The following is a 22,949-nucleotide window of genomic DNA, read 5'->3' on the forward strand; positions in this document are numbered from 1 at the left end:
AAATAGAAAATCTCCACTAATAAGAATATTTAAAACTAACATTTCTTTAAGTAATTTTCAATATATTTTAAAACATCTTCTAAGCAAACTTCATCTGATTCCTCAACACCATTTTTAGTATGTTTGTGATGAGGGAATGTTTTTATATTCTTATAATGTGGAGCATTATCCCATCTAATTATTAAATCTCCATTTTTATCTTGCCAGTGGGAAAGAATAAATATAATCTTCTTCAGAAACATGCTCTTTAATGTATAATTTACTATCATCAATTAGAGTAGCTTCAATTTTTAGATAGTAGAAGTTACTTCCTTCTTTAAAGTCTAATATTTTGTAATCTTTAACGACTCTGCTATTATTAAGCAATTTTAACTCTTTCAGCATTTTCTACCTCTTTTAATTTTCTCTCTAATTCTTTAAACTTCTTCTCATAACTTAGCCACTCAATATAATCATCCCATGCCTCAAAATCTTCTTCTGACTCTTCAAGCTTTTTCTTAAATTCTTCAATTGAGCAGTTATATTTTCTCTCAAACATTTTAATTCTTTCCCTAATTGGAGCTAATTCAGAGATGATTTTAAGCTTTTCAATGGTTATAATATCTTCTTTTGAGACAATAACATCCATAATATCACCAAAGATAGATTTAATTTGAAATTTCACTATTTTTAACCTCTCCAAGTGTCTTATCCACATCCTCCAAATTCAATCTCATCTATTAACTCAGCAAAGTTCTTTCTTTAATATAGATAAGAATTTTTATTTTTAGGCAGATTTATAGGTTTGTGAGTTTTCCATAAATTGCCTCAACAACTTTTGGCATGGTATCACCAAGAGTAGATTATGATAGTTAGATATATACTAAGAGGTTAGTAGAGTATTTTAGACACACTCGGTAAGTTCAAATGCTCATCTAATACCTTAGAATTTTAAGATTTTCTGTTATGTTCTGTTAGATTTTCATAGATTATAAAATTTAGGATTTATTAAATCACCATGGTATGGGCTTATAATCTCTCTTAATATCCGGAACTTCTGAAAATACATCATAAGTTATATTGTTTAATATAAAGCCGTCCATCTCTTTTAATTGCACTAATAGGCATCCTTTAATAGTAACATTAATTTTAGGAGCATTTTTTTGCATTTCATTAACTATTAGCAATAAATCTCTAACTCTTCCTAAATTACTCAAATCTATTCCAGCATTTTTTAATAGGTCTTCGTTCTCTTTGTATGAAATAAGTTGATGAACCATAATCTCATCGGCATAGCCGTTAAGTTCCTTAGCCAAATTTAAAAGCTCATTGTCATTAAATCCTGGAATATAAATTGCTCTAACGATTGTGTGCAAATACTTTGAGGCAGTTTTTATATTGTTTAAAACTATATCAAAATAGTCCTTTCCAGTCAATAATTTATATCTCTCACTACTAAAAGCACTCAAACTAATCATTATTAAATCTAAGCCCAAATCTTTAAGCTCTTTAATTATCTCTTCATTTAACAAAGTTCCATTTGTCTGTAAATCAACTCTAAGCCCCAAATCTTTACAAAACTCTATGGCTTTTTTAACTCCTTCTAAATCCAACAATGGCTCTCCGTATTGAGATATAGTAACTGCTTCTGCCTCTTCTAAGTTTCCATAAATCCCTCTCTCCACAGTTTTTAACCTTGAATAACAGTATATGCAGTTTAAATTGCACTTTTGGGTTAGTTCTATTGAAGGATGATGATGAGGATTCTCTATATCTAAGTTTATGCCCTCACAACCAATGCAATGCCTAACAAACTTTAAATTCTTAACTATATTTTCTAATTTATCGCAAATCTCATTTCTTAAAATTATCATATACATCACAAAAATTAAAATTTTAATTTTAGTAATAGCCGGCAATATTCATTGTCTCCAATTTTTCCTTTAATTTTAATGCCTCTTCTATCTCCTCATCTTTCAATGGCCTTTCTGAAGCAATGCAAACGATAGCTTTGTCTATATAGGTATTTTTAATTCTCATGCCCTCTGGAAATACCCTACCCATAAAGTCCATAACCTTATCTACAAAGTCCTTACTTGCATCATAAACCTCCATATCTAAGTCAATATCTGAGTCAGTAATAACCTCAAACCTTGACGGCTGGTCTATGACATGTATCTTTTTTAATAGATGTGGGAGATAGGTCTCATCAGTGATTTTTAGTTTGTATATTGTTTTGCCATCTTCTTTCTTTTGTTCTACAATTTCAGCAAAGTCCCTCAACTTAATGGCCCTTCTTGTAGGTTTTGGCAAAACTCCTAATATAAAATACGGCTCTTTCTCTTTGGCAATAAATTCAACCCTGATTATTGATTTTCCTAAGAGTAAGTCCTCTAACGCAGTTTGTATAACCTTTGTGTAAATCTCCTTCCCAGCTTTATCTTCACAATAAACAGCTATTTCAGCCATGGTATCACCAATTTATAACAATCTCTTTATAGGAAACTTTTAGTAAAAGTTAAACAAAATCTTTCAGATTTTGTAGCTGGAAAGCAAAGCTTTCCATTTCATCAAAACTCGTCCATTTAACCAATTATCAAAGTTTTTAATTGTTATAAGGCAGTTATGGAAGCTCCTTTGGAGCTTCCAATTTTTCATTAATAAATATTTTACCTTTTGATAATTGGTTATAAGTTGGGGCTTTCAGCCCCAATTAACGTCCATTCAATAATTTCTTTATTGCATTCCACACCAAATAACTTTGTGGCTTTAGAGTCCCTTCAATAGGATTTAGGAATAGGATATTTTCTTTAACTAAATAAACATAAATTGGCATAGGAATTTCTTTTTTTGGGATTTCATATTTATTTTTAAATAACTTCAATGCATTGATAATGTCTTCTTTTTTAAGTTCAATTACTTCATCTTTTATCTTTACTCTTGGTTTTGAATACTCTAAAAACTCCAAAAACATATCTAACTTAGAGACCTCTTCTTTAAGCATTGAATTTAAAATCTCTTTTAGCTCTTTATATCTCATCTCATCAATTACATTGTAGATGTATATTGGCTTTCCCCCAACATAAGAATAAATAAGCTCTTTCTCACCATCAGAGAGTTTTTTATTTAAAATCTCCTTAGCCAAAAAATCCATAAACTTTATTGCTGTATCTTTATCAAAATCATCAACTAAAATGTATTTGGCTCTTCCCTCCAATTCTCCAGTGTTATAGACATACTCAATAAACAAGCTATCAGAACTTAGACAAAAAACATGGCATAGATGTTGTTCTTTAGTTAGAGATACTAAGAATTGAAATAGTTCTTTTAATAAATATTTCTGCCCATTTAACACAACGTCTTTAATCATCTGCAGTTCATCAAATATTAAAATTGGCTTTTTCCCACTCTTTTTAACCGCTAACAATAAACTGTTTAAGTATTGGAAGGCATCGTTTATCTTCTCCTCAAATAGTTTACCAAATTCAATTTCAGGAATTGGAATACCAGTTAAAATCTTAGCTCCTTTAGTTATTAAGTTCAAAACCTCTGATTTATCCTTTATTTTTTCAAAGAAATCATCTTTTTTAGTGGTGAAAATAGCTTCAATAAACTCCCTCTTTTCTGATATTAAGTAGGTTCTGAAATTAATGTAGAAAACTTTGTAATTATCATTTAGTCTATTTTCTATGATATGTTTTATTAATGTAGTTTTACCAGAATTTATAGAGCCGTAGATAAAATAAATTAAATTTGGCTCTCCCTCTAAGATTGATAAAATTTCTTTGATTTCTTTCTCTCTATTGAAGAATTTCATTATTAATCACCAAAAAATTAAAGAAATTATACCTTTATCTTCTTGTATCTGTATCCAGATGATAGTAAAGCCGCTCCAACTGCTCCAATTAGCTGGGAATATCTTGGCACAATAATTTTTCTTCCTAAAACCTCTTCCATAGCTATAACTAAACCTTTCAACAAACTACTTCCACCAACCAATATAACTGGGTCCCTAACATCAACCTCTTGTAATTGTTGCTCAAACACTTGCTCAGCAACTGAATGAGCTGCTGCAGCCGCTACATCTTCAGCCTTAGCCCCTTCAGCCAATGCAGTAACCAAATCTTGGATACCAAACACTATACAGTAGCTGTTCATCTTTATCTTTCTCCAATCTCCCTTAGCCGCTAATTCCCCCAGCTCTTGGAGAGAAACTCCCAACCTCCTTGCAGTAATTTCAAAGAACCTACCACTTGCCCCTGCACAGATTCCTCCCATTGTGAAACCGTCTGGAATTGCATCGTATAAAGAGATAGCCTTGTTGTCCATCCCTCCTATATCTATGACTGTTGCCTCTCCTTCCTGCTTATCAGCTAAATATGCAGCTCCTTTTGAATTAACCGTTAGTTCCTCCTGTATTAAATCAGCTTTAAAGTATTCTCCAACAGTATATCTCCCATAACCAGTAGTTCCTATAGTTTCAACTTGGTCTAACGATATACCCGCCTCTTTTAATGCATTATTAACTGCCTCTTTGGCAGATTCAATAACATCCTTTGTATAAACCCATCCAGTCCCAGCAACGTCATCATCTATCATAATCACTGCTTTTGTTGTTGTAGAACCACTGTCAATACCTAAACTTATTCCTTCTTGTTTCTTTCTTGCTAATAAAGATTTTCTCTCAACAATTGTGGTTAATGCCTCCATTCTTGTTAATAATTCAGATGCCTTTGTTCTCTCTGTGAATGAATACATAACAACTGGTAGGTTTGTATTTTGTTGTATAAGCTTTCTTACTTCATTTCTTACCAAAGCCCCTTCAGCACATCTAAAGCATGTAGCTATAAATACTGCCTCAGCATCTGTATTTCCTTCAATAATTGACATTGCTCTTGCAAACATTAATTTTAGGTTGGCTGAACCAACTTTAAATCCTAATCTGTCTTCAACCTCATCTATGTATGATAAATCAACCTCTGGAAAAACAAGTTCTCCACCAACCTTTTGTGCTGCTTTTTCAATTTCGTGATAAACACCGCTCCACTCTGCTCCACATGTTAATAAGGCAATCTTTACCATTAACTTCACCCAAATTTGATATTTATATGGACAATGAAACTTTTAAGAATATATAAAGTTTCATCAAAAGATATTGTTATCTAATTTATTTTTTAACATTTATCTATAGTGTCTTTCAAAATTAATAAAATTTATTAAGGAATGTTGAACACCTTCCAAATGAAGGCGTTCATTTATACCTTAGTTATTCTAAGGGTTTGAAAGACACTATTATCCACACTCATACTTTATTTATAAATACCCCTTATATATTACCTCCAAACTCTAATATTTATATGGAAATTTTTTTATTAATTCTAACATTTTATTTTCAGATATATATTCCTTTGTGCCTATAATCAGCTTTGGTTTTTCTAATATTCTACCAAACAATACTACCGGACACTTATTTTTTAATGCGATATCCACTACTTTATTATATTCTTTCTCTGGAATTGCCAATATATAAGTTCCCAAATACCTTGTAGCTCTTGGATATGGAAGAGATTTTATCTCAGCCCCTTTCTTTGCCTTAATTAACATCTCTAATAGATTTCCTAACCACCCTCCCCTTGATGCATCCTTACATGCGTTTATTTTTATTTCATTCTCTAAGATTTCTAAATATGTATCAAATTTTTTCTTTGCTTTATAAATTCTTTCCCCAATATCTCCCTCTACTGGGTCTCCGAGCATAATTAATAAATCTCCTTCCTTAGCCCCTCCATCTCTTATTATCAAATTTTCATCAATCAACTCCCCAAAAACAGCTACTGAAATACATGATTTTAACTCTTCAACTGTTTGAGTGTTCCCTCCAATTATTGGAATTTCTAAACCTATGCTTTGTTTTCTTAAACCATCAACTGCCAATTTTATCTCATCTTCGTTCTTTGCTTGAATAGCATTTAATGCAAATTTTGGCTTAGCTCCCATTGCCACTACATCACATGCTGTATGAATTAAAGCAGTCTTAGCCCCCAATTTTAAGGGATACGGCCCCTCCATATTAATAACCATGTTTTTTACAACTACTGCATCATCCCCTGCTTTAATGCCACTCTTTAAACCATCAATTAAATCATCAAAGTACCAAAATGCCTTTCTTGGATAATTTGTTTCCAATATATGCTCTATAGCCATTTTTAGCTCATATTCAAAGTTTTCCATGCTTACACCAACTTTTATAAAATTCTTTAGCTTTTTCAATATTTCCAACTTCTTCATAAGTTAAGGCAATGATTTCATATATTTCATCATGATATGGATTTATCTCCTTTAACTTTTCAAAATACTCCATAGCTTTTTCGTCTTCCCCTAAATAAATATATATCCTCCCCATAAATTCAAAAATCTCTTCCAATTTAAACACATCTGGATTTAGTTTTAAAGCTTTTTTAAAGTATTTTAATGCTTCTTTATATTTTTTCAGTTCCATATAAGAATAAGCAATTTTTAAAATTAAGTTGATGTCGTCTGATTTCAATTCTAAAGCTTTTTTGTAATAATTTATTGCCCTTTCATAATCTTCCTCATAGTATATATCTCCTAAATATTCTAACGCTTCTTTATCGTCTGGATTTAATTCTAAAACTTTTTCGAAATATTTTATTGCATTTTCTTCGTCGTTTAAGTTATAATAAGCCTCTCCTAACCCAAAGAGTGCTTTATAATTATTTTTATCTTTTTCTAGTGCTATTTTAAAATATTCCATAGCTTTTTTTGGTTTATTAAGCTTTAATAAAGCATAGCCCTTTTTACATAAAAGTTCAAAATCTTCGGGATTAATTTCTAATGCCTTGTTGTAGCAAAATAATGCTTCATAATAAGCTTTGCAGAGATATGCCTTATCCCCAAGGTTTTTCCATAGTTTCCAGTTGTTAATGTCTTTGTTGCTCAAACTTAAAATGCAATCTATTTCATTCAATATTTTATTAATATCATCATAGAGAGTTGATAAATCATTATATATTAAACCTAAACCATACAAACTCGAATTATTTGGATTATTTTTTGAAATTTCTTCAGAAACTTCAATGGCAGTTTCTATTAACTCATCAATCTCATTAATAAGAATCTCTGTAAGTTCTTTCCCAATTATTTGGCTATTTTCTAAAACCTTATTTTTCAGTAAGTTTAGAGTTTCTAATGTGAATTTTTTATTCATTTTAATCCCAATTTTTGATTATTCATTTCTCAATGCCTTTATTGGGTCTAATTTTGATGCCTTATATGCAGGGTATAAAGCAGAGATTAAAGCAGTTAAAATTCCAAACATAATGCCAATTATCATATAAAATATTACATAATAGGATAGTGATGTTTTTAATAAATAATGAACAATCAAATAACCAAAGAATAAACTCAAAAATGCTCCAATTAAGGAGCCAATAACTCCCAAAATTAATGCTTCATATAAAAACATCATAATAATATCTTTTTTTGAAGCTCCAATACTCCTCATTACCCCAATTTCTTTAGTTCTTTCAACAACACTCATTAGCATAACATTTCCAATTCCAATACCAGCAACTAATAAAGAGATAGCCCCAATTCCCATTAAAAAGTAAGAAACCTTAGTTATAACTCCATTAATCGCCTCCAATATAGAGTTTAGCGAGATAATAATGCATTTTTTCTCCTTTCTATTTAGGATTTTATCAGTTTCATTTTTTATTTTGTCAATATCATTTATGTTTTTAACATATAGAATTATCCTTGAATAATTATAATTATTTTCGCCATAAAACCTTCTGTATGTTTTTGCAGTTAAAATTATTGAATTATCTGGAAATAAAAATGTGCTGTTATATATTCCACATATCCTTAGGGATATATTCTTTATTTCCAGTTGATCTCCAATATCAACATCATTTGCACTTGAAAAAAATGTATCAACAGCAGCAGAGGTATCAGAAACCTTTACTTTTAAATTAAGGTAGTTTATATCATTTTTATCAATGCCAAAGATATTCGTATAAGCTCTCCTGTTCTTTCCTTTTATATAAACAAAATCAGAAGTGGCATAAATGGGAATAACCTTACAATTTAAAACTCTCAGTTTATCAACATCCTTTTTATCAAATGAAGTGTATCCATTTTGATAATTTGGAAAAACTATTATGTAGTTAGATATACTCCCTAAATTTTCCATAATTCCTTGCTTTAGTCCTCCACCTAATATTCCCAATGAAGAGATTGCCGCAACCCCTATTATAATTCCCATCAATGCCAAAATACTCCTCAATAAATTTCTTCTTAGATTTCTCTTTGCCAATTCGAAATACATGTTTTCACATCTTTAATCTTTATTAAGTCTTTCAAAAACATTTAAAAGATAGAAAAAGAGTGCTAATGCTGTATATACTCCCATACTTGGAATATGTTTGGTAAAAAATGTCATTCCTAAAAATAAAGCAATCCCTAAAATAAAGAAAATGCCAAAGAATTTTAAAGAGAACTTTGCAAAGTCCTTAACTTTTCCTTTGGAACAATAATAGGTAGAAATTGATAATGATAAAAGAAACCCAATAATTGAAACAAAGTCGTTAAACCTTTGTAAATTTGCCATATCCGCTGGATAAACAATATATTTCCCAATAAAATGATAAACAACTTCGTTAATAACTACAACAATAAAAATATATAACCCTATTCCCAAAATAACTGCTTTCCCTTTATCAAAATTTGAAACACTGCTTATCATAATTTCTCCTCTTTCTCTATCTCCCCATCTTTTAAATAAATAATCCTATCTCCAAATTTAGCCACGTTTATGTCATGAGTTACAACAATAATGGTTTTTCCGTTTTCATTTAGTTTTTTTAGTAGTTTCATTATTTTTTCTCCAGTTTTGCTATCTAAGGCTCCTGTTGGTTCATCTGCCAATATAATTGGTGGATTGTTTGCTAAAGCCCTTGCTATAGCAACTCTTTGCTGTTGCCCTCCACTCAATTGATTTGGCTTGTGATTGGCAAACCTCTCATCCAACTCAGCCATTTTTAAACACTCCAAAGCCCTCTTTTTCCTTTCCTCTTCACTCATAGCACCTCTGTATTTAAAAATCAGTGGAAGTTCAACATTCTCCAAAGCAGTTAGTATTGGGATTAAATTAAATTGCTGAAAGACAAAACCAATTTTATTTCTTCTGATTTTTGTTAATTCATCATCATCTAAGTCATTTGTTTTTACATTATCAATATAAACCTCCCCCTCTGTTGGTTTGTCCAAGCAACCAATAATATTTAGAAGGGTAGATTTTCCACTTCCAGAAGGTCCCATGATAGAAACAAACTCCCCCTCTTTTATCTCTAAATCAACATTTTTTAAAGCATAAATAATCTCTTCTCCCATTTTATAGGTTTTTGTCACATTTTTAAGTTTAATCATAAATATCCCAAAATTAGATTATTTCATTTATCGTTATTTTCTTAGGAATGCCTTTAATTTTTAATATTGTAATGTTTTTATTCTCATCTACAACTTTTTCAATTTCTTCCCAACTGCAAAATGCCATGCCCTCAATCAATATTCCTTTTTCATAGATTTTTATATGCAACGTTCTATGTAGTTCTGAAATCACCAATCCAGTCGCCAATATTAAAAACATAAGATAATTAGCATACGGAACTCTAAAGAAATAAGCTACATAAGTAAAAATTAAAATTAACACTAAGCCAAATATAAAATAAATCCAACTTCCCATTTTTCCCTTAACTTCTTTTTTAAAGGTTCCTTTATCTACCTTTAACAGTTTTTTCTGGTTATGCATCAATATTAAGGTAATTACTAATAAACTTCCAAAAACTATTGAGATAGGCAAAAATATTGACTTAAATATTGTAATGGAAACTATTATAAAAATAATCAACGGGATTGGGACAATATAAAAGTAAAATGGATTTATCCCTCTCATGATTCCACCCTTTTCCTTGCAAACCCTCTATAAATCAAATATATTACTCCAATGCAGAATAAAACCCCTATTCCTACCACAATATAGTTAATACCCCCTTTATTGTTATTTTTTAAGGAAATAACTTCTCTGTCAATTTTTATTGTCTTATAAATGGCTATTAAATTGTTATTTTCATCTCTATAGGTTATTTTAATTGGAATTTCACTTACAGTTCCATTGATTTGGCAGTGTAATTCAAAACTTCCATAATCATCGGGATTTAACGTCCCTACAAAGTAGTTTTCATAAGGTTTTTTTGGAATGATATTTTTTGTTTTTATTACATATATTAAGACGCTCTTTGCCTTTCCAGTTCCGATATTGTCTATATCTCCAGTTATTTTAACATCATCAAACGAGCTTTCTACATCAATTCCACTTAAAACTAAATCTGCCTTTCCTACAACATTTATTGTTAGATTTTCCTCTATTTGGTTATTATCAAAATATACAGTTATAGGAATCCCTATTATTCCTTCTTTATCAACTTTTATTTTGAAAGTTACATTTTTTGTCTCTCCTTTTTTAATAAATACTATTTTTTGATTATCTCCTACAAAGTATTTGTTTATCTGAACTACAAAGAGAGAATCTTTATAATTATTTTTTATTGAAATTGTTAGATTTTCTATCTTTCCAACTGTAATCGTTGGATTTTTAATATTTATTGAAATTGAATTATATGGAAATACATTGAAGGTTAAGATTCCTGTCTCTTCAACTATATTTTTGTTTTGATAGGTTAGAGTTTCAGTTTTTGAGTCCCCATTTATTGTCTCTGATTTTTGAGTCAGTTCTAATAAGTCATAAGGATTTTTGTAGGTTATTTTATAATTTAGAGAGTAAATTCCTTCTTTTTTAGCAAATATTGTTAGTGGAACATAAGTGGAGGTTTCTGGATTTAAAGAAGGTATTATAAAAGTGTTATCCCCTAAAATTACTAAATTATCTGAATTTTGAAACTCTACTTTGATATTCTCAGCTACTCCAGTCCCTTTATTTGTCAGTAGTAAAAGAATTTTATTAGTTCCTACTTTTAAGATATTGTTATTGGACGTTATAATTAAATTTGCCTTTCCTCTCACTGGAAGGGTAAAGATTCTATTTTCAGAGTATTGTTGATTATCTTTTGTATAGTTACAATAAACAACCATTTCATAATCGTAATTTGTTGCATTAGGGCTAACTTTTATTATAAAGTGAGCTACTCCATATTCGTAAGGGAAAAGATGTCCAATCCATTGTTCTCCTTTAATAATTTTGATATTTTCTTTGGATATGGAATTATATGGTTTTATATATATGATAGTATTGTTAATTTCTTTATCTGATTCAATCGTTATGTATAAATCATAAGTTTTTGATGGTTCTAAGTATTGAGCTTTATAATCAATATTTTTGAATGTTATATAAGCAAAAGAGTTAGTTAAAAGAAATAAAAACAAAAAGATAATAAATAGGTTTTTCAATCCTTTCATCCTCTCCCTCAATTTATAAGAATTTTATTACACTGTATAGTTGATATAAACCAAATATTATTGTTGGAATTAGAGCTGTTATAAATGCCTTCTTTAAGTCCAAGTTTCTTGCATATTTAATTGCATAAGTCCATATATATAAATTCCATAGGGTAATACCAAAGCCAATTATTGTGTTGGTGTATATTAAAGTTTTAGGGATTATCTGCTTTATAGCCATTTGAACAATTACTGGATTTTGCATTTGAGCTATAGTTAATGGTTGAACATGAACTTGTGATAGAAAGTAATAAGCAATAGGAATTGTTATTAAAGCTCCAATTATATTTGGTAGAAATCCATATCCAGTGAAGGAAAGAGTTTTCTTAAAGCTTCCTTTTCCTTTAAAAGCCATTGATATAAGATACATAACCCCTGCTATAATCAACCATGAGACAATTCCTCCAACAAATGATGATATCAATCCAATAATTTTTACAAAAGCCATCATCTGTTGATATTGTGGTGGGAAGATTTTATATATTGCTGAAGTTGATATATAGGCAGAGATTGCTATTAGTATAGAGAAAATTAGAACAATTAAAAATGGCTCTTTTAGAGAAACTTCTTTTTGAGATAGTTTTTTAAAGAAAGCATCTGGATTTGTTAAAGCCTCTATTATCTGCATTAATATCACCCATTAGATTTTTCAATGTTTTATATCATTTTTCCCAATATTTAAATCTTATGTTAGTAGGTAGTTGGCTATCTTTGGAGTAATATAAACTTCTATAAAAGCGGCTATAACTATTAGAATTATTGATATTATTGCTAATTTTAAGAATTCTCTAATATCTTCATTAGCTATTGGTTTTTCTTTCTTATCTAAGAGATAAAGAACTATCTCATAAGGAATTTTAAAGCCTGCTACTGCTGATATCAATATGGCTGGAATTTCGAATATTCCATGTGGAAGTATTAAAGCTAAGATTAATTTTACAGGCATTCCGCTGTTATAGGTATCAGAAACCAATAAACCAAGATTAAATCCATTGTATATTAGGTTTATAAAAGTGGATAAACCGAAGGTTATTGCTCCAGCTAACATTAGGAAAATAACTTTTAAGTTGTTAGTTAGTATTAAAGTTAAAGGTGCTGGGGTAAATTTAGATAAAATTATACAATTTTCATCTTTTAGATTATTTTTATCACCATAGTTAATATTCATTATCAAAGCTGGAACTAATCCAAAAATAAATAGTAGAGCAGCTAAAATTAACAATATCACATCAAGTCTTTTCATAATAATTACCTAATCACAATGTATCTTGTATAGTTTTACCAATAAATTTATAGTATGTCCTATATCTAATCAAATATATTAAATACAGATATATAGCAGTTGAAATAACTAAAGCTAGTATATTGAATTTCGTATAATATACTAATACTATAACTGGTATGGCAAGAATTATATCCAATATCATAAATACTACAGTACTTCTATGACCAAGCATTTTCTCATGTTTATATTGAACAAAATTTGCCAATATGCTCATAATATTTTTGTTAGATAATCCCAGTTTATCCTTAAATTTTATATAGATAGCTAAATCAACTAGTAATGGAAATACAATCGCCATAAGAATTACATACAGTGACGTTGCATAATCCAAATTCATAATATCACCAAAAAATTAAAATAAAAATATTGAGAATGATTTTTAAAGTTTAAACTAAAATGCACCTACTGCAGCACCAATTATTGCACCTTCTGGCCCTGCCAGTGCTCCTATTTCAGCACCAATAGTCATTCCAGCTCTCCATCCAATTCTTCCACCTAAATATGAACCAACATGTCCTGCTCCTTTTATTACATATTCATTGTCAGATAATTTTTCACCAACATATGTCCCTGCTTTATCTCCTAACTTATGTCCTAAATACCATCCAACATCTCCCAAAGCCACTGGCTCAGCTACTAAGGCTCCTACCATGCTTACCAAAACTATTGCCCCAAAAATCTTATATACTCCCTTCTCTAAAAATTTCATATTGCCACCTCTGTATGGTGGTTCCACTACCCTTTATTGGCTCAGCTCCATATAGGAGCGTCATCGCCAACTATTTTTAATTTTTTTAAAGAGTATTTTAACACATCTTTTTAACGCCCTTATCATTTTCCACGTTTTTCGTAAATGTAATAATACAAATACTACTATATATACATATCGATTTAAATTAAATAGTAAAGTATAAATATGGAAATAGATTACCTACTAGAAAACTTAATAACTATAAAAAAGTAAAGTGATTTACTTTAAAATTTCTCTTATGGCATACCACTTTTTTACAGAAGTCGGCTTTACAATACCATTAATCACATCATAAAATAGAATCTCATTTTTAATTAAAAATTTAACCTCATTCATGAGATTGTTTTTTATAATTTCACTAATATCAATTTTTATTTTATCTTTAAATAATTTTAAGGTATTAACTAACCTCTTCATCTCAAACTCCTTTTGAGTAGATATTAAATATAAAATCTTATCCCTCTCAATATTAATCCACTGCTTTATAGTCTCTTCAACTGATAAACCCAATTTTTTATTATTTATTAATTGGGAGATTTCATAAGGTAAGGATAGATAATTTAAGGCATAATTAATCTCTTCCTCATTAAAACCCTCCTCTTTTAAAATCTCTCTTATAGTTCCTTTTCTTAACCAATCAATTAGATAATATTCGGAAGTATTTTCTAAAGTAGAGTTTTGATATATCTCTTCAATAAATAAGGTATCAGAAGTTATACAAATAACATGGCACAAATGCTCCATTTTAGTCAGAGAGACAAAGAGGTTAAATAGTTCATTTAATAAGGATTTTCCCCCATTAAAGTAGATATTTTTTAATTTCTGTAATTCATCAATTATTAAAACTGGCTTTTTTCCATCTTCAACAACAGCATTTATTGATTCATTTATCTCAGCAAATACATCATTCAAACTTAAGTTATTAAAATCAAAATTCTTCTCAATCCCAAACTTACAAACCCCTAAGTTGAGTTCTAATTTATTCAACAGATATTTCTTATCAGATTTTTCAAAAAACACTCTTAAAAACTCCTCCTTACTATAAGTAGCATATTTTCTTAGATTGTAATAGAAAAACACTATATCACTGTTTTCTAAATCTTTAATAACTCTTCTCATTACAGTTGATTTACCAGATGATTTTGGGCCGTAAACGAATAAAATAGAGTTTGGTTCTAATTGGCAATATGTTTTTAGATAGTTAAGTTCTTTTTCTCTATTGTAGAATTTCATTATAAATCACCACAAAAAATAGATTTTATCTTAATTATAAAGCATAATTGTATTTAAATCTTATGTTAGTAGGTAGTTGGCTATCTTTGGAGTAATATAAACTTCTATAAAAGCGGCTATAACTATTAGAATTATTGACATTATTGCTAATTTCAAGAATTCTCTAATATCTTCATTAGCTATTGGTTTTTCTTTCTTATCTAAGAGATAAAGAACTATCTCATAAGGAATTTTAAAGCCTGCTACTGCTGATATCAATATGGCTGGAATTTCGAATATTCCATGGGGAAGTATGGTTATTAGAATATATTTTAAATCTGCACCAATAAAAAATAGACCTTTAACTTCAAGACCAATAACAAAACCATTATAAAGCATATTAACAAAAGTGGTGAATCCAAACAAAACACTCCCAGATAAGTTTATTAATATAACTTTTAAGTTGTTTGTTAAAATACCTAAAAAAGTATGCGGAAATATTATGTTAATATCAATCTTTGGAAAGTTATTGGACGTTGGTATTTTTGTAAAGAATCCTATAATAAATGATATAGAAAATAAAAAAACTGGTAGAATGTAGTAGGATTTTAGTTTTTTGATTAGTTCTTTGAAGAGCATTGAGATTCACCAAATTTAACTCCTAATTCATTTATATTCTTTATAATTTTTAATATTGACAAGTATTCTCCAAATAATGCTCCAAATAAAACCCCTGGAATGTATATTGCCCAAAATACTATAATACTAAACGTTATAGTGTTAAATAGTAATATAGATGATAATATAGCAAGAATTAAAGAAATTAAGAATATCTTATTTAGTACGGCTTTAGAAAAATCTTTTATTATTTTAGAAATGGAATCCCCACTATCAATATATTTCAACTTATCTCTCCAATAATATATTCCATACCCAACTCCAATACAGAATGCAGTTATATACATGTGAACGGTAATTGGATTAAATTGGATATATACATTAAAAATTTTGCCCATATAAATAACTAAAAAGAACATAAATACTGCAAATATCGGACATAGGATTATCATATAATATGCATCTCTTTTATAGGAATTCAAATCCATAATAACACCCCAAAAAATAAAAAATGGATTTCTAAATAATATTTCCCAATACAAATTAAATGGCTACACCACAAGCTGCTGGTATAATACCCACAGGACCTGCACATAATCCTGCTCCTATTAATTCACAAGCTACACAACAATCGTAAGCAGTAAATGGGGCTAGTATTGCCATACTGGTATAATGATGCCCCTTATATTCTTCATAATTAATGTATGCTTCAGCAGCTAATTTACTATTCCCCAAAGCCACTGGCTCAGCTACTAAGGCACTTACCATGCTTACCAAAACTATTGCCCCAAAAACCTTATATACTCCCTTATCTAAAAATTTCATATTGCCCACCTTTTTAGTTGGTTGGCAATTCCGAATTGGCTCAGCTCCATATAGGAGCGTCATCGCCAACTATTTTTAATTTTTTTAAAGAGTATTTTAATAACCTATCTAATAGCCCTTATTATTTTTCATAAACATAATAATGTAAAACTCCTATATATATACATATCGATTTAAATTAAATAGTAAAATATAAATAGTAAATTTCCCTCCTGTTAAGAAATCTAATAAGTTAATTATAATAATTAAATTTATAAAATTAAATAGAATTTATTATTTATAGAATTTGTATATCAACATCATTATCTCGAATAAAGCCATAATAACCAATAATCCCATAATCCATGTTTTATAAGGTAGTTCTAAATTAAACATTAAAATAAGTAAAACCCCAAATAGGAAATACCAAATACTCCAATATAACCTATATTTTTTGTTGTTATTCATAATATCACCTTCTATATATTTAAAAAAATTAAAGCTAAATTTCCCAATAATGGCCCAATATAAGCCAGTGTAATAATAAATAGAGTTAGCTTTTTCCCAAATGTTTTGTACATTTTCAAATAACCTCTTTTATATATTGCAAAGAATCCTAAACCTAAATATATAATAAAAATATTGATAATAGATAATGGTTTTGTTTTAAGATAATATAAATTTAGAGCTATTAAAAACACTCAGTAAGCATTACCAATATTGCCATAAATTTTTCTTAGTTTTACATTATTCATTATTTCCCCATTGTTTGATTATTTTCTCGTGATTTGCAATTTAATATCCATAAGGTATCAACTATTATCACAAAAATCAGAAATAATATATTTAAATATACGCTTTTAAAATTATATGACAAAAGAAGAGTTATAATTATGGTATTTATTGTTAGAAATTGAAAGTATTTTTTACGTTTCTCATTACATTTTTGTTCACTCATTGTCTTCACCTAAAAATAAATTATGTTATTGGAATATAGGCAAAAATTCATCCTACGATGTTATTTGATTTTTTGAGTATGTTGTAACCTATAGAAAAACAAATGCCGCCTCCATAGCTTAATATGGATAAGATAATCACGCTTTCTATTTGAGTGGATGATATTGGCACCAATATAAGATATTTAATTAATACTGCTGAGAATATAACGACTAATGGAAATGAAAATAAAAATATTTTAAAAAATTTTTCAATCCTATTTTTTTCAAATATGACATACTTTCCAATATCTCCATTCAATAGAATTTTTGATAAATAAAACCCAATTAATATGCCAATTGCAAATAAAACCACTGAAACATTAAATATATTTTTTAATAAGCCCCAACCATAATTTAAATAAAAATTAGAAACCAATATTGGAATAACCCATAATAATATACCCTCAACCATTAAGCTTATTCCAACAGTAATTGGACTATTCATCCATGAATAAGCAATATCTCCCATAATATCCCATTTAATGATTACTTAATGCCCCCTATTATTTTTCACATTTTTTATAAATTAAAATAATACAAAATCCTTATATATGCATATCGATTTGAATTAAATAGCTAAGTATAAAAAGGAAATAACCTTCCTGATAAAAAACTTAACTATATAAAAAAGTAAGCTATTATTTAATTTTTGATAAATCGATAGGAATTTTTCATGGTTTCACTTAAGTTATATCTTAATAATCGATATTATCCCTAATTTTTTTAATGAAACTTAGCATTTCAACGTAAATCCATATAAGTGTCACTAACAAAGAAAATGCACAATACCATTCAAAATCTTTTGGAAATTGGTTTTTAATCATCGTTTCAATCATATCAAAATCCAATAATAGATTTAATGATGCAACTGTCCCTACAAATAAACTAAAACCAATTCCTACCGCACCACTTTTAAATGTTGGCAAGTAAATGCCCGAAATCGCCAATATAAAAGATATAAAGTAAAATATCGCAATTCCAAGAGTTGTAGAAATGATCACTACTTTAAATTTACTGGTAACCTCAATAATCCTATATTTGTATATAAGAAACATTATTAAAAAGATACCAAATGTCATGAACAATGCTTGAGACACTATTCCCTCATATGATGATTCAAAAATTTGTGAGATTACTCCAATGCTTAACCCCTCAACAATTGCATATATTGGAGATAAATATTTCACAAGTTTAGGATTATTATATTCAAAATATGCCCAAACAAATAAAATTAACATAATAATTGCTCCCATAGCTCCAGTTAAAACCATAAGTAGTGGTGAGTGAATATAATAAAATGAAAATATTGCTGATGCTAATGTAATCAAAATTAGAATCAATGATTTATTTATAGTACCATTTACTGTCATAAATTCTTTATTATTTGTTTTGAAAATATCTATATTATTTAAGTCTAATACACGTTTTAATAATAAGTTAGACATTTATACCCTCCTTTCTATGATTGGTATTATTATTGATTTTTCATCCCTAATAAACGATAACAATGACATGTTTTCCGTTCTTTTCTATATTTTTAATGTATTCTTTTAATCCTTTTAAATTGTGTATTATTTTTTTGAATGTTATTTTTTCAACTGGGCTAAATATAATCTTTGCAAATTTATCTGCAATATTCTTTTTCTTAAGCACAAACCTTAATATCGCATCTATTGGCAGCAATAACACAACCAATAACGAAAAAATAAGGATTAGTAACATATCACTATATTTACAATTATCCATACATTCGGATGCTTCGCTATCTTCAACATTATAATAACTGATTTCTATTCTATGGTTTTTAAGTGTTTCTTCTATTTCTTTAAGCATTTCTTCCAATCCAGATTCTTTAAATAAATTGGGATCTGGACAATAACCGAATTCCACTAAAATTACTTTTGAATTCTTTTGTTTAGCTAATTCGCTGATAATTTTATCCATTTTCTCATAAAAATCAACTATAGGCAAATACTCAGCCATTTTCATCCCCATGTTAATTTAAAGAGTTATCTTTTTTAATGTAGCTATTGCCACACATGTGCTCATTGTGATTATGAACAATACCACGAAAGTCATGTATGTAAAAAATCTCCAATTATACACTACAGTCAAGAATATACCAACTATTAAATATATCTTAACCAAAATCCATAAAAAAACTATATTCAATAAGTTAGATTTTTTGTATTTTTTCCATTGCATAGAGTAATATTTTTATAGCATGCCCCATAAAGACACCAATAGATATTTATTCTAACCAATTTTTATTGAAGTCGTTTTTATAATTAAGAATGATGCCAACATCTTCTAAATTCAATAAAAGTTGATTACTTTAAAATAATTACATTATAATCCTCTTAGTTACGTATAGAAATTAATTATTTATTCTTTATTTTTAAAGATTTTTATAATTATGTTTAAGCTTAAATGATATATTGCTAAAAATATAGCCACGATTGTTGCACCTAAGAAATATAAGATTAAAGAATTTGGACTAAAACCCTCACTTGCAATAAAATCACTGCTATATTTCATTACAATAAATGAAAGCCCTATAGGTATTACAAATCGGTAAATAACTTCAAAATCACTTAATTTTATATGGCTGTTTTTATTTAATTTTTTCATTAATGAATTATATAGTAAAACACTAACTAATACTGAAACTATGATTACAATCATTGCAAATATATTTTCCATAATCCCTCCTTATAACTTATTAATAATTTAGTAAAGTATAAACCAAATATTTGCACTATTTTATATATACTTTAATATTCAAATTAAATAGAAAAATATTTATACAAATTATTACCCCATTAGGAAATTTAATTAAACATTTAAATGAATTTGGTGAAAACATGAACATCTTGAGGAGAGGAAGATTAGGAAATTCAATAAAAGAAGATGTAGCAAAATACACAACAAGCTTAAGCTTTGATAAAGAAATTTTTGAAGCAGATATTTTATGCGATATTGCCCATGTGATAATGCTTTATGAGCAAGGAATAATAAAAAAGGATGACGCAAAAAAGATTATTGAAGGTTTAAAAGAGATTTATAAAAAAGGCATGGAAAATCTTAACTTAGACCCTTCTTTGGATGATATACACATGGTTATTGAGAATGAGTTGATTAAAAAACTTGGTGAGGATGTAGCTGGAAGGATGCACACTGGAAGAAGTAGAAATGATGAGGTAGCAACAGATTTAAGAATTGCTCTAAGGGAGAAGGTTTTAATGATAGCTAAATCATTAATTGAGATGCTAAAAGATATTTTAGAATTGGCTGAAGAGCATAAGGAGACATTAACTGTTGGCTACACTCATTTACAGCATGCTCAACCAACAACATTTGCTCACCACTTATTAAGCTATGTTTCAGCAATTGAGAGGGATATTTTAAGGTTGTTAGATGCCTATAAGAGGATTAATATCTCTCCATTAGGCTGTGGGGCAATGGCTACAACCGGATTTAAGATAAATAGAGATAGAACTAAAGAACTCCTTGGGTTTGATGCTTTAATAGAGAACTCAATGGATGGTGTTTCAGCAAGAGATTTTATAGTAGAGACAATGGCAGATTTAGCAATATTGGGAACAAATCTATCAAAGATTTGTGAAGAACTGATTTTATTCTCAACTTATGAGTTTGGAACTGTTGAAATTGCTAATGAGTTTTGTTCAACATCTTCAATAATGCCTCAAAAGAAAAATCCTGATGTGGCAGAGATAGCAAGGGCTAAGCTATCTAAATTAAATGGGAATTTGGTTACTGCTTTAACTATTTTAAAAGCTTTACCAAATACTTACAATAGAGATTTGCAAGAAATAAGCCCACATTTATGGGATAGTGTTTATACAACAATAGATACAATAAAAATGGTTCATGGAATGCTAAAAACTATAAAAGTAAATAAAGAGAGAATGAAAGAACTTGCTAATGCAAATTACTCAACAGCAACAGAATTAGCAGATACTTTGGTTAGAGAGACTGGCATTCCATTTAGAACAGCACACGGCATCGTTGGAGAGGTTGTTAGAAGAAGTATAGAGGAAAAAAAGGACATGATTGAAATTATATATGAAGTTTTAGAAAAATACAATTTGAAAGTTGGTGATGAAAAGATAAAGAAGGCTTTAGACCCTTACGAGAATGTTAAGATGAGAGATGTTATAGGGGGACCTGCTCCAAAAGAGGTTGAAAGAAGAATAAAGGCATTTAAAGAGAGATTAGACAAATATGAAAAAGAAGTTAATGAAAAAATGCAAAAGATAAACAAAGTTAAGGAAACTCTGCTATCTTATGAGATTTAATACTTCTTGTTTTTTATAACTTTTATTTAAAAAATTTAAAAAATCAGATCTTTCCAAATATAAACTGCCATTATTATCCATATTGCTATTAATACAATACTTTCTTTTTTTCTTAATTTATAGTTAGATATTGGATAAAAAGCCCTAACTCCAGCTGGAGTCATTGAATCTCCAACTAAATGAGATAAATATCCGGCAATTATTGGTAATATGTAATGCAAAGTTCCATCAATTCCTGGATTTAATTTTATAATATCCAAAATAGCCCATGCAAACACAGCAAAAATCATCACTCTACCGAGTAAAACCTCATTAGTAACCATTAATAAAGATATCAACCCAGCAAAAACTGATGAGATAAATGAGAGTTTATAAGCCAAATAACCCAATATAAAGGATACAAATAGTAGAGACCAAAACGTATGAGTTAAGCCCCTATGGTCTGAAAAATATGGAATTAGATATATTAGAAGAACTGAAACTCCCAAAATAAACAAATCAACATTAAACAGTTGTCTATCAAAAAAATACAGCAAAATATTTATAAGAACAATCCCTCCGGATATCAAAAGCCCTCTTTTAACAATATCTTCCTTAACATCATGGTCTAAATCTGGATACAAAGCCCCAGCTAAAGCCAAAAATATCTGCTCTGGTGAGGAAATAAATGGCAATCCAAAGATTATACCCAATATTGTATGTCCCTTCCAATTCATGAAAATCACTGACTAAATCTTAAATTACATCTAACTTTGCAGATTAAATCATCTATCTTCATAATTACCCCATAACAACTTCTCCCTCTTTTATTCCAATAGTATTTAAACCTTTAACAGTTGATTCTTTAACAATTTCCTTTTTCTTCCTTAATATCCACAATTTTAGTTCTAAAGTTATCAAATCCTTTGTAATTTTGCCAATTGCTTCAAATTTAACTAAATTTTTAAGTAAATCAAACTTATCAACGTTAAATAATTTTGAAGCATTGAGCATTTCAATTCCTACAACATCTCCATTCTCATCAAAATCAATTAAAATATCATCCAAATCTAATGTTTTTTTAGATTTTCTTCCATCTTTATAAACTAATAAACTATCATTTTCATAATCGTAGTCAATTTTAACTTTCATTATTTCTCCCTCCTTTTTCTATATCCTGTGGAAATATAGTAATTAAATTTATTTGCAATGGTTCAACTGACTTTATACTTATCACTACAACAATATCATGCTCCTCATCAAACTCATAATACACTTTAAATTTATCATCTTTCTGCTTTAATATTCCAACTGGTTTATTTTTAGTTAGAATTTCAAATAATCCTTCTTCAGTTGGTAGGTTATCTTTTCTAAGTCCCATTCTAATTTCAAAATGCTCCGTTTTCTTAAAATTTTCTTTTGTAGTATTGGATAAACATTTAAGGACTTCATCAATATCCATTAATTCC

The 22,949-nt window shown here is 28.7% G+C and carries 31 protein-coding genes; 1 reads left to right on the plus strand and 30 read right to left on the minus strand.

What is annotated here, in order from left to right; all coding sequences use genetic code 11:
• Positions 1 to 35 precede the first annotated feature (35 nt).
• From MFS40622_RS09810 to MFS40622_RS06920, 27 genes are all read right to left on the minus strand, one after another.
• Positions 36 to 269, minus strand: coding sequence for a DUF6516 family protein (locus tag MFS40622_RS09810; protein WP_369750793.1), 234 nt, complete (start codon positions 267 to 269; stop codon positions 36 to 38).
• The gene (locus tag MFS40622_RS09605) at positions 196 to 384 is read right to left on the minus strand and encodes a hypothetical protein (RefSeq protein WP_198003835.1); all 189 of its coding nucleotides are present in this window, start codon (positions 382 to 384) and stop codon (positions 196 to 198) included. The genes MFS40622_RS09810 and MFS40622_RS09605 overlap by 74 nt, the downstream gene beginning before the upstream one ends.
• Positions 359 to 628: a hypothetical protein gene (locus tag MFS40622_RS06795; protein WP_012980942.1), complete on the minus strand. Its 270-nt coding sequence runs from the start codon at positions 626 to 628 to the stop codon at positions 359 to 361. Before MFS40622_RS06795 ends, MFS40622_RS09605 begins: the two co-directional genes overlap by 26 nt.
• Before the next feature lie 364 nt (positions 629 to 992).
• Positions 993 to 1,853 (minus strand): radical SAM protein, encoded by an 861-nt coding sequence (locus tag MFS40622_RS06800; protein WP_083771418.1) that lies wholly within the window; start codon positions 1,851 to 1,853, stop codon positions 993 to 995.
• A 28-nt stretch (positions 1,854 to 1,881) separates the two neighbouring features.
• On the minus strand, positions 1,882 to 2,448 hold the full coding sequence (locus MFS40622_RS06805; RefSeq protein WP_012980944.1) for a methanogenesis marker 17 protein: 567 nt from the start codon (positions 2,446 to 2,448) through the stop codon (positions 1,882 to 1,884).
• 244 nt (positions 2,449 to 2,692) lie between these two features.
• On the minus strand, positions 2,693 to 3,796 hold the full coding sequence (locus tag MFS40622_RS06810) for an ATP-binding protein (protein ID WP_012980945.1): 1,104 nt from the start codon (positions 3,794 to 3,796) through the stop codon (positions 2,693 to 2,695).
• Positions 3,797 to 3,822: 26 nt separating this feature from the next.
• Positions 3,823 to 5,061, minus strand: a complete 1,239-nt coding sequence (locus MFS40622_RS06815; RefSeq protein WP_012980946.1) for a methanogenesis marker 15 protein — start codon at positions 5,059 to 5,061, stop codon at positions 3,823 to 3,825.
• A gap of 264 nt (positions 5,062 to 5,325) precedes the next feature.
• Positions 5,326 to 6,210: an AIR synthase related protein gene (locus MFS40622_RS06820; RefSeq protein ID WP_012980947.1), complete on the minus strand. Its 885-nt coding sequence runs from the start codon at positions 6,208 to 6,210 to the stop codon at positions 5,326 to 5,328.
• Positions 6,197 to 7,207, minus strand: a complete 1,011-nt coding sequence (locus MFS40622_RS06825; protein WP_012980948.1) for a lipopolysaccharide assembly protein LapB — start codon at positions 7,205 to 7,207, stop codon at positions 6,197 to 6,199. The genes MFS40622_RS06820 and MFS40622_RS06825 overlap by 14 nt, the downstream gene beginning before the upstream one ends.
• A gap of 18 nt (positions 7,208 to 7,225) precedes the next feature.
• The gene (locus MFS40622_RS06830; protein WP_012980949.1) at positions 7,226 to 8,329 is read right to left on the minus strand and encodes an ABC transporter permease; all 1,104 of its coding nucleotides are present in this window, start codon (positions 8,327 to 8,329) and stop codon (positions 7,226 to 7,228) included.
• Between the two features lie 12 nt (positions 8,330 to 8,341).
• Positions 8,342 to 8,746, minus strand: coding sequence for a hypothetical protein (locus MFS40622_RS06835; protein WP_012980950.1), 405 nt, complete (start codon positions 8,744 to 8,746; stop codon positions 8,342 to 8,344).
• Positions 8,743 to 9,429: an ABC transporter ATP-binding protein gene (locus tag MFS40622_RS06840; protein WP_012980951.1), complete on the minus strand. Its 687-nt coding sequence runs from the start codon at positions 9,427 to 9,429 to the stop codon at positions 8,743 to 8,745. The genes MFS40622_RS06835 and MFS40622_RS06840 overlap by 4 nt, the downstream gene beginning before the upstream one ends.
• Positions 9,430 to 9,442: 13 nt before the next feature.
• Complete coding sequence (locus MFS40622_RS06845; protein ID WP_012980952.1) at positions 9,443 to 9,955, minus strand: hypothetical protein; 513 nt, start codon at positions 9,953 to 9,955, stop codon at positions 9,443 to 9,445.
• Positions 9,952 to 11,475, minus strand: a complete 1,524-nt coding sequence (locus MFS40622_RS06850; RefSeq protein ID WP_012980953.1) for a COG1361 S-layer family protein — start codon at positions 11,473 to 11,475, stop codon at positions 9,952 to 9,954. The genes MFS40622_RS06845 and MFS40622_RS06850 overlap by 4 nt, the downstream gene beginning before the upstream one ends.
• Positions 11,476 to 11,488: 13 nt before the next feature.
• Positions 11,489 to 12,142, minus strand: a complete 654-nt coding sequence (locus tag MFS40622_RS06855) for a Yip1 family protein (RefSeq protein ID WP_012980954.1) — start codon at positions 12,140 to 12,142, stop codon at positions 11,489 to 11,491.
• A 57-nt stretch (positions 12,143 to 12,199) separates the two neighbouring features.
• Positions 12,200 to 12,757 carry a stage II sporulation protein M gene (locus tag MFS40622_RS06860; protein ID WP_012980955.1) on the minus strand — a complete coding sequence of 186 codons (558 nt, stop codon included), beginning with the start codon at positions 12,755 to 12,757 and terminating at the stop codon, positions 12,200 to 12,202.
• Between the two features lie 13 nt (positions 12,758 to 12,770).
• Complete coding sequence (locus tag MFS40622_RS06865; RefSeq protein ID WP_012980956.1) at positions 12,771 to 13,136, minus strand: hypothetical protein; 366 nt, start codon at positions 13,134 to 13,136, stop codon at positions 12,771 to 12,773.
• A gap of 54 nt (positions 13,137 to 13,190) precedes the next feature.
• On the minus strand, positions 13,191 to 13,508 hold the full coding sequence (locus tag MFS40622_RS06870) for a hypothetical protein (RefSeq protein ID WP_012980957.1): 318 nt from the start codon (positions 13,506 to 13,508) through the stop codon (positions 13,191 to 13,193).
• A gap of 261 nt (positions 13,509 to 13,769) precedes the next feature.
• The gene (locus MFS40622_RS06875) at positions 13,770 to 14,783 is read right to left on the minus strand and encodes an ATP-binding protein (protein ID WP_012980958.1); all 1,014 of its coding nucleotides are present in this window, start codon (positions 14,781 to 14,783) and stop codon (positions 13,770 to 13,772) included.
• 60 nt (positions 14,784 to 14,843) lie between these two features.
• Complete coding sequence (locus tag MFS40622_RS06880; protein ID WP_012980959.1) at positions 14,844 to 15,401, minus strand: stage II sporulation protein M; 558 nt, start codon at positions 15,399 to 15,401, stop codon at positions 14,844 to 14,846.
• Positions 15,383 to 15,868 (minus strand): hypothetical protein, encoded by a 486-nt coding sequence (locus tag MFS40622_RS06885; protein WP_012980960.1) that lies wholly within the window; start codon positions 15,866 to 15,868, stop codon positions 15,383 to 15,385. Before MFS40622_RS06885 ends, MFS40622_RS06880 begins: the two co-directional genes overlap by 19 nt.
• Positions 15,869 to 15,923: 55 nt before the next feature.
• On the minus strand, positions 15,924 to 16,205 hold the full coding sequence (locus MFS40622_RS06890; protein ID WP_012980961.1) for a hypothetical protein: 282 nt from the start codon (positions 16,203 to 16,205) through the stop codon (positions 15,924 to 15,926).
• Between the two features lie 273 nt (positions 16,206 to 16,478).
• Positions 16,479 to 16,652 (minus strand): hypothetical protein, encoded by a 174-nt coding sequence (locus tag MFS40622_RS09610; protein WP_012980962.1) that lies wholly within the window; start codon positions 16,650 to 16,652, stop codon positions 16,479 to 16,481.
• Positions 16,653 to 17,189: 537 nt separating this feature from the next.
• The gene (locus tag MFS40622_RS06905; protein ID WP_012980963.1) at positions 17,190 to 17,651 is read right to left on the minus strand and encodes a hypothetical protein; all 462 of its coding nucleotides are present in this window, start codon (positions 17,649 to 17,651) and stop codon (positions 17,190 to 17,192) included.
• A 226-nt stretch (positions 17,652 to 17,877) separates the two neighbouring features.
• Complete coding sequence (locus MFS40622_RS06910; protein ID WP_012980964.1) at positions 17,878 to 18,627, minus strand: Bax inhibitor-1/YccA family protein; 750 nt, start codon at positions 18,625 to 18,627, stop codon at positions 17,878 to 17,880.
• 46 nt (positions 18,628 to 18,673) lie between these two features.
• Positions 18,674 to 19,165, minus strand: a complete 492-nt coding sequence (locus MFS40622_RS06915; protein ID WP_012980965.1) for a hypothetical protein — start codon at positions 19,163 to 19,165, stop codon at positions 18,674 to 18,676.
• 402 nt (positions 19,166 to 19,567) lie between these two features.
• Entirely contained in the window at positions 19,568 to 19,885 is a 318-nt protein-coding gene (locus MFS40622_RS06920) for a hypothetical protein (RefSeq protein WP_012980966.1), read from the minus strand.
• A gap of 161 nt (positions 19,886 to 20,046) precedes the next feature.
• Here MFS40622_RS06920 and argH point away from each other — a divergent pair, with 161 nt between their 5' ends.
• The gene (argH, locus tag MFS40622_RS06925; RefSeq protein ID WP_012980967.1) at positions 20,047 to 21,501 is read left to right on the plus strand and encodes an argininosuccinate lyase; all 1,455 of its coding nucleotides are present in this window, start codon (positions 20,047 to 20,049) and stop codon (positions 21,499 to 21,501) included.
• A gap of 35 nt (positions 21,502 to 21,536) precedes the next feature.
• On the opposite strand, the gene MFS40622_RS06930 is transcribed toward argH, so the two are convergent.
• The 3 genes from MFS40622_RS06930 to MFS40622_RS06940 form a co-directional block, all read right to left on the minus strand.
• On the minus strand, positions 21,537 to 22,217 hold the full coding sequence (locus MFS40622_RS06930; RefSeq protein WP_012980968.1) for a metal-dependent hydrolase: 681 nt from the start codon (positions 22,215 to 22,217) through the stop codon (positions 21,537 to 21,539).
• A gap of 64 nt (positions 22,218 to 22,281) precedes the next feature.
• Positions 22,282 to 22,632, minus strand: a complete 351-nt coding sequence (locus tag MFS40622_RS06935) for a DUF2283 domain-containing protein (RefSeq protein WP_012980969.1) — start codon at positions 22,630 to 22,632, stop codon at positions 22,282 to 22,284.
• The gene (locus MFS40622_RS06940; protein ID WP_012980970.1) at positions 22,622 to 22,942 is read right to left on the minus strand and encodes a hypothetical protein; all 321 of its coding nucleotides are present in this window, start codon (positions 22,940 to 22,942) and stop codon (positions 22,622 to 22,624) included. The genes MFS40622_RS06935 and MFS40622_RS06940 overlap by 11 nt, the downstream gene beginning before the upstream one ends.
• Positions 22,943 to 22,949: the final 7 nt, after the last annotated feature.

This window comes from Methanocaldococcus sp. FS406-22 (assembly GCF_000025525.1).
Lineage (GTDB): Archaea > AGJL01 > Methanococci > Methanococcales > Methanocaldococcaceae > Methanocaldococcus.